At 56.1% G+C, this 10,844-nt stretch carries 6 protein-coding genes and 1 pseudogene; 2 read left to right on the top strand and 5 right to left on the bottom strand.

The window, feature by feature from the left end:
• Window positions 1-104: 104 nt before the first annotated feature.
• The 3 genes and pseudogenes from PSR62_RS18870 to PSR62_RS18860 form a co-directional block, all read right to left on the bottom strand.
• Window positions 105-1,071 (bottom strand): annotated as a pseudogene (locus PSR62_RS18870) (zinc-binding dehydrogenase); the annotation flags it as partial.
• A gap of 269 nt (window positions 1,072-1,340) precedes the next feature.
• Window positions 1,341-1,529, bottom strand: coding sequence for a hypothetical protein (locus PSR62_RS18865; RefSeq protein WP_274404559.1), 189 nt, complete (start codon window positions 1,527-1,529; stop codon window positions 1,341-1,343).
• Entirely contained in the window at window positions 1,529-3,274 is a 1,746-nt protein-coding gene (locus PSR62_RS18860) for an NADPH-dependent assimilatory sulfite reductase hemoprotein subunit (RefSeq protein ID WP_274404558.1), read from the bottom strand. Before PSR62_RS18860 ends, PSR62_RS18865 begins: the two co-directional genes overlap by 1 nt.
• 252 nt (window positions 3,275-3,526) lie before the next feature.
• Here PSR62_RS18860 and PSR62_RS18855 point away from each other — a divergent pair, with 252 nt between their 5' ends.
• Window positions 3,527-4,885: an aminotransferase-like domain-containing protein gene (locus PSR62_RS18855; protein ID WP_274404557.1), complete on the top strand. Its 1,359-nt coding sequence runs from the start codon at window positions 3,527-3,529 to the stop codon at window positions 4,883-4,885.
• 211 nt (window positions 4,886-5,096) lie between these two features.
• Here PSR62_RS18855 and PSR62_RS18850 read toward each other — a convergent pair whose 3' ends face one another.
• Window positions 5,097-6,818: a TolC family protein gene (locus tag PSR62_RS18850; RefSeq protein ID WP_274404556.1), complete on the bottom strand. Its 1,722-nt coding sequence runs from the start codon at window positions 6,816-6,818 to the stop codon at window positions 5,097-5,099.
• Window positions 6,819-6,852: 34 nt separating this feature from the next.
• Here PSR62_RS18850 and PSR62_RS18845 point away from each other — a divergent pair, with 34 nt between their 5' ends.
• Window positions 6,853-7,080 carry a hypothetical protein gene (locus PSR62_RS18845; RefSeq protein ID WP_274404555.1) on the top strand — a complete coding sequence of 76 codons (228 nt, stop codon included), beginning with the start codon at window positions 6,853-6,855 and terminating at the stop codon, window positions 7,078-7,080.
• Between the two features lie 164 nt (window positions 7,081-7,244).
• Here PSR62_RS18845 and PSR62_RS18840 read toward each other — a convergent pair whose 3' ends face one another.
• Window positions 7,245-10,679, bottom strand: coding sequence for an efflux RND transporter permease subunit (locus tag PSR62_RS18840; protein WP_274404554.1), 3,435 nt, complete (start codon window positions 10,677-10,679; stop codon window positions 7,245-7,247).
• Window positions 10,680-10,844: the final 165 nt, after the last annotated feature.

Raw genomic sequence — 10,844 nt, 5'->3', positions numbered from 1 at the left:
GACGAATCAACCACAAAGAACACCGCAAGTTCCAACGCACTCGACGAGAATTTCTTCGAGCGTTTCATCTGTCTTGAGCCACGCCGAGGTGGATCGCGTGCCTGCTACCTGGAAGCTGCCAGCACGCCGTGGGGGCGAGGACGAATTTCTTGGCGGCGCCTTGGTCGAAGTGGGCGTAGCCTTGAGGGGCGTCCTCCAGCGAGATCACGGTTGCGTTAACCGCTTTGGCGATCTGACATCGGTCATGCAAAATCGCCATCATCAAGCCTCGGTTGTCTTTCATCACAGGGCATTGGCCGGTGGTGAAGTGCAGGGATTTTGCCCAACCCAAACCGATCCGGAGAGATAGGTTGCCGGTTCGGGCTGCTTCGTCGACCCCGCCTGGATCGTCCGTCACATACAGACCAGGGATCCCGACGCCGCCTCCGACCCGGGTGACTTCCATGACTTGGTTGAGCACCGTTGCTGGTTTTTCGACGCCTGAATCACCACCGTGGCCGCGGGCTTCGAATCCAACGCAGTCGACGGCACAATCGACTTCGCGGGAACCGAGGATCTGTTCGATCATGTCAGGCAGCGAGGCATCGGTTTTGAGGTCAACCGTTTCGCAACCAAACGAGCGAGCCTGTGCGAGTCGTTCTTCCACCATGTCTCCAACGATCACAACCGCTGCTCCAAGCAACTGAACCGCGTGCGCACAGGCGAGACCCACGGGCCCCGCCCCGGCAACATAGACGGTGCTGCCGGTCGTCACCCCCGCGGTGTACGCGCCGTGGTAACCGGTCGGGAAAATGTCCGACAGCATCGTCAGGTCGCGAATTTTCGCGAGCGCTTGGTCACGATCGGGGAACGCGAGCAAGTTCCAATCCGCATAGGGAACCATCATGTACCGCGATTGGCCGCCGATCCAGCCGCCCATGTCGACGTAGCCATACGCTGCGCCGGGGCGATCGGGTTCACATTTTCACAAACACCGGTGTCGCCTTCCTTGCAGCAACGGCATCGACCGCAAGCGATGTTGAACGGGACGCTGCAGATATCACCCTTCTTGATGAATTCAACGTCACGTCCGACTTAGTAGCAAAAGCACGGGTGACCAATCTGCAATTGGTTCTGGATCCAGCCGAGGCGACGAAGTGAAAAGAGGGGCCAGGTCGCCGTCGTCCAGGATTCCTCTGCCCCGATGACACGGCCCGTAGCAGACTGTTGATTGAGAACGTTTCGCAGATCCAACGATCAGCCGACGGGCGTTCGCCCACGGTTACCAGAGACGAACCGGACGCTATCGCGTTCCGGCTGACTCAATCAACAGGCTGGTAGGTCTCGTTGCCCTCGCGGATTCAGAAGTCCGCTTTTTCATTGCCGTGTTCGTCGTAGCGGATGAAAGCAAAGTAACAAAAGCTGACGGGCAATCCTGCGAGTGTAAGCAAGAAGAACCAGGAGACGCTGATTGCCATGATCGCGATGAAGCCAACGAAGAATGCCCACACCCATTTTGTATCGCGCCAAAGTCCTCGGAGTTGTTCCATTAGATTGTCACCTCCTCGTCCTTCAGTTCCGCGCAGTGTGCTCGTAGGTTTTCGATGCCGATGCGATGGCAGAAATCGCCCATTGCTTCGCCCACGTTGCGATGATGTTTGTAAATGGTGAACACGCGAGTCAATTCTGAAACAAGCTCATCGGCCGACACCATGTCTTGATAGATTTCCGCCATGCGATTCCCTAGCAGCGTACCGCCAACGAACAGCGTGTATCGATCGACCGCCTTTCCAACCAATGCGACGTCCGCGACGTACGGGCGGGCACAGCCGTTCGGGCATCCGGTCATCCGAATTGTGAACCGTTCGGAATTGAGTCCAAGTTTGGCCAACACGCTCTCGAGTTCGTCGATCAGGCCGGGCAGCCGCCGCTCAGCTTCGGTGATTGCCAACCCACACGACGGCAACGCCACACAGGCCATGGAAAAACGTCTCACCAAACTGGTTGACTCGCTGCTGTGAAGATTGTGTTTCCGCAGAATTTGTGAGACGTGATCGCGGTGTGATTCTTCCAGGTCACAAAAGATCAAGCTTTGGTTCCCGGCCAGCCGAATTTCGGTTCCGAGGGTCTCGGCGAGTTCTCGCAGTGCCGATTTAATTTTGGAAGCATCCGTGTCGCGGACTCGGCCGTTTTCGATGCAGAGACCGTAGGACCAGCGTCCATCCTTTTGTGATTGCCAGCCCATGTGATCGTCGACGCCATGCACGTCATCGTCGGTACAAACTTTCAGTGGATACCCGAGCACGTTTTCAACTTCGTTGCGAAATCTGGTGATGCCCCAGTTCGCAATCAGGTACTTCATGCGGGCGACTTTTCGGTCAGCGCGATTGCCATTGTCTCGCTGCACAATCAAAACTGCCTTGGCCACCTCGATCGCTTGTTCAGGTGTGCAGAACCCCAATCGTTTCGCGATCGCGGGAAACGTCTTCTTTTGACTGGGGGTGGTCCCCATTCCACCGCCTACAATCACGTTGTAGCCCACTATTTCCGCATCACGCACGACGGCAATGAAACCCAAGTCTTGGGTGTAGACGTCGATGCAATTGTCTTCGGGGAGCACCACGCCACACTTGAATTTGCGAGGCAAGTAGGTTGGGCCGTAAAGGGGTTCGACCTCCTCGTCAGCGGATCGAACATCGCCGACCATCATCTCTTCGCCAGTCTGTTCGTCCTTCACCCACAATTCGCGGTACACGCCCGTTTGAGGCGCGAGAGACTCGGCGAGTTCATCGGTCAATCGCTGAAGTTCTTCACGAATCGAATCGTTGCGTTTCGCCGGGCAACACATCACATTCCGGTTGACATCGCCGCAGGCGGCCAGAGTGGATAGCCCAAGCGTGTTGATGCGCCGAATCGTTTCGCGCAGATCCTGCTTGACGACACCATGCAATTGAATCGTTTGGCGTGTTGTGATCTTCATGGTCGAGTTGCCGAGAAGTTCACAGATGTCAAGATGGGCAAGGAACTGCTTGGCAGTCATCCTCCCGCCTGGGATGCGGCAGCGGATCATCATCGAGAATGCTTTGTCTTGGCCTAACTTTCGCAGTTCTGACCGTAAATCCCGATTGTCTTGTTGGTACGTCCCATGGAACTTCAAGAGTTGCAGGTTGTCCTTCTCAAATTGGTTGGTGTCCTTTTGTAAATCCTCCGCGATACGGCCAGCCAACCATCGGCTTTCCGCTTTGATCTTTTCGACGGCATTTGGCTTTTCGTTGTGATTGACGTTCTTCGTCATGTGCTTTCCCCAGGAGTGAGCGATGTGCTCACGCTAGAAAAGGGGACGAAGACGAACAAGACACGGGATCCATTTCACGCGCAATCGAGGTTCTGTTTGTCCCCAATCCAATCAATGATCCATTCAAACAACCACTCAATTCAGTTGGATCTGACGCAGTGTGTCCGCTGAGGTGTAGCCTGACGAAGTTGCGGGGTACGATGACTCGAATCCGTCTGAGTTTGTCAACCTTCGAAACCAAGTCGATGCCCGATGCGCCGTAGTGACTGGACCCCCGATTTGACCTGCTGCAAAGTGCCGTTGTTCGAAGGGATTGCCCGCGCAATCGCCGACGACATCGCGGATGGCAAGCTCGTGGCGGGGGATCATTTGCCTACTCAGCGAGCCCTCGCGAAACAGATGAACTTGGATGTGACGACGGTGGCTCGTGGTTACGCGGAAGCGGCACGCATCGGTTTGATTGAAGCAAGAGTGGGCTCCGGGACCTTTGTTCGAGCGGCCCTGCTGCCTGATTCATTGGCCACGCGCCGAGCCGATTTGGCTGATCGCAGCATGAACCAACCACCCGATATCACCGATGCGGTGTTGCTGGGGCAGATGCGGGCGTCGATGACTTCGGTTGGTGAGATGCTTCCTCAATTGTTGCGTTATCAACCCAGCGGAGGAGTGTCGCAAGACAAGGCCGCTGCCACCGCTTGGCTTTCCCGGCGGGGTGTGTTGTTGGATCATCATTCGCTGCACGTTACTGCGGGAGCTCACACGGCAATCAGTGCGGTTCTCTCTACCCTGTTGACGCACGGCGGTTCGATTGCTTGCGAATCGATCACCTATCCAGGTCTGCGAGGGATCGCCCAGACGATTGGGACGTCGTTGCATGGTCTTGCAACCGATCAGCATGGGATCGATCCTGCGGCACTGGACGAAGCGGCGTCTCGAAAGAACGTGCGTGTTCTCTACCAGAACCCAACGCTCCGAAATCCAACCACCGAAACGGTTCCGCTGAATCGCAGAGTGGAGATTGTGGAAGTGGCACGCCGGCACGGAATCGCGATTGTGGAAGACGATGCCTATGGATTCTTACCGGTCAACGCTCCTCCCGCGATAGCGATGCTCGCCCCTGAGCTGACGTTTTATGTCGCGAGTCTCGCCAAATGTTTGGGGCCGGGGCTGCGGATCGCTTATCTGTTGACGCCGCATGCAATGGAACCAAGAGATTTCGCAGCCAGCTTGCGGGCAGTTTCCGTGATGGCATCTCCGTTGACGACGGCGCTGGTCACTCGCTGGATCGAAAGCGGGCTGGCCGATGCAATCTTGGCAGCCGTTCGATCGGAAACCCGAGCCCGCCGCAAAGTGCTGTCGCATTGTCTTCCGAAAGAAATACTGGTTGCGGCCGAGAACGGCTTCCACGCTTGGATCCAACTTCCGAAATCACAGCCTCGCGCCCGAGTGATTGACTGGATGCGAGGTTATGCGCTTGGTGCGGTCGCGTCGGACGAGTTTTGCTTCGGAATCGAGCCTCCGGAAGCTCTGCGATTGTGCCTGGGTGGTGCCGCGACGCGTGAAGAAGCCACGCAAGCGATTGAATCTCTGTCTGATTTGATCGGTGCCTAGACGGTCCCGCTCGACGACTGCCGGATGCAACGTCTGGCATGTTGTTCATTCCGAACCGTTCCAATCAACTTTGCCAGTGTTCCTTCGAGCAACACGCTGATGAGCAATTCTTCATCGGGGCGGATTCGGTTGTCAACCTTGGCGTTGCTTGGGGCCGCTGGAGATCAACCACCGTCGAGTGTGAGCCGACGAAAATTGGTTCCGGTGCGGGCTAAAAACCACCACCACCAAGGGCTTGGTAGGCGTTGATGATCGCGCTGAGTTCTTCTTGCTTGGTATCGATCAGCAACATCTTGGCTTCCATCAATTCCCGTTGAGCGAGCAGCACTTCGACGTACTCCACGCGAGCGTTTTGGAACAGTTTGCCAGCACTGTCGACGGACTCTTCCAACGACTGAAGTTGTTGCTTCTTGATCTCGATGCTGTTGCGGTAATTGTCGACCTTGGAAACGAGGTTGACCACTTCGATGTGTGCTTCCAGAACGGTTTGTTGGTAGTTGTAGATGCTCTGCAACTGAACCGCATTCGCCGTTCGGTAGTCGGCTTGGATCGCTCGTTTGTTAATCAGCGGACCCACGATGTCTCCCGCGACGCTGTAGATGAGCGATTCTGGCGTTCGGAACAAGTACCCTGTGGCGAACGCGTTCCAACCGAGTCCACCGGTCAGCGTCAGAGACGGATAGAAACGAGCGCGAGCAACCTTGATGTCCAACCCTGCGGCGACGACCTGGCGTTCTGCCTCGCGAATGTCGGCTCGGTTTTGCAGCAGCTCCGACGGGACGCCTGAACTCAGCGTTTGCATGTTCAGGTCAATGAAGTTCACCTCGGTTCGGTCCACGTGTTGTGGATAACGACCGACCAAGAAGTTGATTCGGTTCTCAGCTTCGACGATCTCTTGGGCGATGACGGCTCGTTCACTTGCGTTCTTATGTACCTCGGCTTGGAAACGCTGAACGGCCAGTTGATTGCCACGCCCGGCTTCCTTCATCGCATTGGATATGTCGAGGCTTCGCTGTTGAATCTCGATGGTTTTTTCGAGCGTCAACATTCGGTTATCGAGTGCCAGCAGTTCGTAATAGTTGTCGGCGACTTCGGCGACCAAGCGAGTGATGATGTAGTTCCGTCCCTCTTGGGTTGCCAAGTAACGCATTGCTGCGGCGTTTTGGGCATTCCGCAATCGTTTCCAAATGTCCATTTCCCACGACACATTGGCGGCGACCAAGAAGTCCGGGAGCGGATCAGGAAAGCCTCGTCCGGGGGCGACCTCGAGTTGTTCTTCTACAGCGCCGTCTCGCGTGTGCCGGCCCGACTTTTCGACTCCAGCACCGACCCCGGCGGTCACGAAAGGTCGATACTCGCCGCTGCGTGCATAGGTTTCATTGCAGGCAATTTGAATTTCCTCGGAGAGGATTCTCAGTTCTTGGTTTCCGACCATTGCTTGAGTGATCAGGTCCAGCAAATACGGGTCAGTGTAGAACACGCTTTGCGGCAATTGAGCTGAGTTCTGGAGCGTTGAGATCCCGAAGTTCAAGTCCGCTTCATCGTAAATTGCGTGGTCGCCAGACTCGTCGATCACCGAGGAAGAAACGGTTTGCGTGGGAGCGTTTGCCAGTACGATCTTGGCTGGCTGATTCGATTGCCGTTCTGCTGCGTCGACCGCTTCCTGGACAAGCGAAGACGGGTCGGGGGCGAGATTCGTCGATTGGATGTAGCTCGCGAACGTTTTCGGCTCTTCGTCGGTTGTCGCGGACGCCAATTGCGTGTTGGTAGGCGAAAGCTTGCGAGCCTCTTGGGATTCGTCAGGCTCAGCCGTCTCGACGAAGGAGGCCGTCTCAACCAGCGGTGCGATTTCGCTGGGGACACCAGAATCGTTCGCCACGGTTGGATGGCTGGTGGAGCCCATGCCGTTGTTCCAGTTGTAATGCTGGGGCATGGAAGGTCCTGCCTTAGAACCTCGTAGGCCAGGGATGCCGCATCCGGGAAACGCCAGCAATGAGCCGCAGATCAAGGCAGCGATGGAGGCACGTTTGGAAGAGTTGTTGCGTGAAGCGTGCGTCGTTGGATGGTTCATGTTCGTCCTTGATGAACTGGCGGGGATCGGCATCCTGCCGAAACATGTTCTTGAATCCGCATTGACTGACGAGTTGCCGTTTCACTGGAAAGCGATGACGCCTCACGGTCAATTTGATCGGTAGGTGGAGTGTCGTCGGTGATCCCGACAGCGATCGACGCTTTAGTCCATCTGAGCGAATTGTGCCAACATTTGCAGATCAGTTCTTCGGACTCCGGCGGCTTTGCCGGCGAGTCCGGTTGAGAGGCATGTGGCAGACATTCCCAATGCAGCGTTTTGGTGGATTGATCAGTGTTCCCGTTCGAAGATTTCGCTGAGAGGTTGGTCGTGTTCGTCACGAATCAGAGTTCGACCGTCGGCCATCTTTGCGAACAGGTAGTAGAGTCCTGGGATCACCAAGACGCCAACCAGCGTGCCCAGCAACATGCCACCGACAGCGGTCGTTCCGATCGTGCGGTTTCCGATGGCTCCAGGCCCGGTGGCTCGCACCAGTGGGATCAGACCTGCGATGAAGGCGAACGAAGTCATCAGAATGGGGCGAAAACGCAGTTTGCCGCCTTCGATGCCCGCTTCCATGATGCTCAAGCCTTCCTGGCGTCGCTGGACCGCGAATTCGATGATCAGGATGGCGTTCTTTCCGAGCAGACCGACCAACATCACCAATCCGATTTGACAGTACACGTCATTGGCCAATCCCATGGATTGAAGGAAGGCAAACGAACCGAAAATGCCCACGGGCAGCGACGTCAACACGGCTAACGGAATGAGGAAGCTTTCGTATTGGCCCACCAACACCATGTAAACGAAGATCACCACAATCAGGAAAATGTAGACCGCTGTGTTGCCCGATTTGGCTTCGTCGTATGACAAACCTTGCCAGTCAATGTCGAACCCGTTGGGAAGGGTTTCTTCGGCGACTTGTTTGATTGCCGCGATCGCTTCGCCACTGCTGTATCCGGATGCTGGTGCGCCTTGGATGGGAGCGGTTGGATAGAGGTTGTAGCGGCTGATTTCGTTCAGGCCCTGCTTCTTCTCAATTCGCATGAACGCGGAGTAGGGCACCATCTCGCCATCCTCGTTTTTCACGAACATGTTGTCGAGGTCTTCCGGGTAGCGACGGAATTTGGGTTGGGCTTGGACGTAGACCTTGTAGAACTGCCCGAAACGCACGAAGCCTTGTTCCCAGGTGCTGCCAATCACGATGGACAAATTCGCCATCGCGTCTTTGATGGACACGCCCTTCTGCATCGCGACATCGTTGTCGATGATGACCTCATACTGCGGGTAGTTGGCGGCGAAGAACGTGAACAAACCCTTCAGCTCAGGCCGCTTGCTCAGGGCTGACATGAACTCGTCGGTGACTTGGCCCAACGCGGCGTAGTCGCCGCTGTTGGTTTTGTCGAGCAAGTTGACCGAGAACCCACCGGCGGCACCAAAACCAGGCACAGCGGGCGGTTCAAAGAATTCCAGTTTGACGTTGGCGATCTGAGTCCCGCGTTCCTCCAATTCTTCAATGATCTCTCGCGATGTCAGTTCCCGGTCTGCCCACGGTTTCAAGTTGATGATGCAGGTGCCCGCATTCGAACCGCGGCCCTCGGTCAGGACCTCGTAACCGGCGATCGAGGAAACCGAGGTGACTTCATCCATTTGTTTGCAAATCGATTGCAGTTCATGGCACTTTGAGTTGGTGTATTCAAGTGTCGAACCAGGTGGTGTCTGCACAATGCCGTAGATCATTCCTTGGTCTTCCAGCGGAATAAACCCCGTTGGCAAGACTTGGTTGACGACTAAAATGCCATATCCGAACACCGCGATCACGGCGATCGTCACCACTCGGCGACTGATGATGTGACGGAGCACACGAGCGTAGCCACCCGTGACGGATTCGACGCTACGATCAAATCCATGCAGAAACAGACCGATCGGGCTGCGCTTCTTCGCACCCCCATCGAAACCTGAGAACGCGGCGCGGAACGAAAAGGCAGCTAGCAAAGCAACGACGCCAGCGATGATGTCGATCCGCGTGTCCGTCAACTCCATCTGTTCTGAGAGGACTTCGTGAACCAATTCAACGTGCAATAGGAAGTGAACTCCCGTTCCGACGGCGATGCCCAACAAGAGGCTGACCAACGCCCGCAGAACAAACGCATACCGGCCCGCGACTTTCTGTATCCCGCGATTCAAAAGTCCGAGGATGCCGCGTTGGACGTTGTCATCCAGCGGTTTCAGAATCATCGCACACAGCACGGGCGTCAACGACAACGCGACGACGCCCGAGATCACGATTGCCATCGCCATCGTCAAAGCGAATTGACGATAGAACACACCGACGGGACCAGTCATGAATGTGACTGGAATGAAAACGGCGGTCATGACCAAGGTGATCGCGATGATCGCCCCGCTGATTTCCTGCACCACTTCGCGGGTCGCTTGATACGGACCGAGGTGCTTTGCGTGCATCTTTTCATGGACCGCTTCAACCACCACGATGGCATCATCGACCACGACCCCAATGGCGAGCACGAGTGCAAACAGCGTGATCAGGTTGATCGACATGCCAAACATCAGCATGAAGAAGAACGTGCCAATCAAGGACACGGGAACCGCCAATGTCGGAATCAACGTGCTGCGGAAATCGCCGAGGAACAGATACACGACCAACGACACCAGAATGAACGCTTCAAACAGCGTGTGCAGCACCTTTTCGATCGAGGCGTCGAGGAAGTTTGAGACATCGTAGGTGACGGCGTAGTCCATCCCAGGCGGGAATTGTTTTGCCTTGATCTCTTCGACCTTCGCTTTGACCTGTTCGATCACGTCCGCTGCGTTGGATCCCGGTGTTTGCTTGAGAACAATGGCCGCCGCGGGCAGTCCATCAATGTCGGAGTACAAGTCATAAAACGAGGAACCCAGTGAGATCGTGGCGACATCGGACAGTCGCAGGATTTCGCCCTCGGGACTCGCTCGGAGGATGATCTGCTCGTATTCCTCGGGGGTCGTGTAGCGGCCGACCCAAGTCAGCACGTATTCCAGCGTTTGGGATGTCGTGCCGGTTGCTTGGCCAAGGCGGCCTGGCGTGCCGATCATGCTCTGATCGGCCAGTGCTTCCATCACGTCTTCCGCGTCGATGTGGTAGGCACGCATGCGATCGAGATCCAGTTCGACTCGCATCGCGTACGAACGGTTACCCAAGATGGATGCGAAACCGACCCCGGGAATGCGTTTGATTTCATTCAGGATGTTGACGGTGGAATAGTTGTAAAGGTAGTTCTGGTCGACGTTTTCGTCGGTGCTGAACACGTTCACGTACATCAGCATGCTGCTCATGTTTTGCATCACGATGATGCCCTCGCGTTCCACAATCGGAGGCAAGTTGTTCTTGACCATCTGCACGCGGTTGTTCACGTTCATCACCGCGACGTCGGGATCGGTGCCAGGTTCGAAGATGACCTGAATCGTGCCCTCACCGGCGCTGGTCGCGTCGCTGAGCATGTACCGCATGTTGGGGACACCGTTGATGGCTTGTTCCAAAATCACCATCGTCGAGTCGATCAGGATCTTGGCACTCGCACCGGGGTACGACACCGAGACCCTGACGCTCGGCGGCGCGACCGAGGGGAACTGCGAAATCGGCAGCACGTTGATCGCCAGTCCGCCCATGAACAGGATCAGCAGCGAGATGACGATGGCGAGGGCGGGCCGATGAAGGAATTTTTCAAACATGTTGCGAACAAGGTGCTGGCATGACGAGCACCGTCATGGTGCTTGCGGGCTGTGATTGGTGGGAGCGGTTGCCGACGTCGTCATCGGTTGAGCCCCAATGGCTCGGCAATGATGACGGGCGATTCTTGTCTGACCGAGTCGTGGCCGGGAGGGATGGGGCCGACT

The organism is Rhodopirellula sp. P2 (assembly GCF_028768465.1).
Taxonomy (GTDB): Bacteria; Planctomycetota; Planctomycetia; order Pirellulales; family Pirellulaceae; genus Rhodopirellula.
This window is presented reverse-complemented; position numbering and strand designations above follow the sequence as displayed.

Bases quoted from the DNA above. Each gene is read 5' to 3' on its own strand.
- PSR62_RS18865 (WP_274404559.1), bottom strand. From the start codon at position 1,529: ATGGAACAACTCCGAGGACTTTGGCGCGATACAAAATGGGTGTGGGCA.
- PSR62_RS18850 (WP_274404556.1), bottom strand. From the start codon at position 6,818: ATGCCCCAGCATTACAACTGGAACAACGGCATGGGCTCCACCAGCCAT.
- PSR62_RS18855 (WP_274404557.1), top strand. From the start codon at position 3,527: ATGCGCCGTAGTGACTGGACCCCCGATTTGACCTGCTGCAAAGTGCCG.
- PSR62_RS18845 (WP_274404555.1), top strand. From the start codon at position 6,853: ATGCCGCATCCGGGAAACGCCAGCAATGAGCCGCAGATCAAGGCAGCG.
- PSR62_RS18860 (WP_274404558.1), bottom strand. From the start codon at position 3,274: ATGACGAAGAACGTCAATCACAACGAAAAGCCAAATGCCGTCGAAAAG.
- PSR62_RS18840 (WP_274404554.1), bottom strand. From the start codon at position 10,679: ATGTTTGAAAAATTCCTTCATCGGCCCGCCCTCGCCATCGTCATCTCG.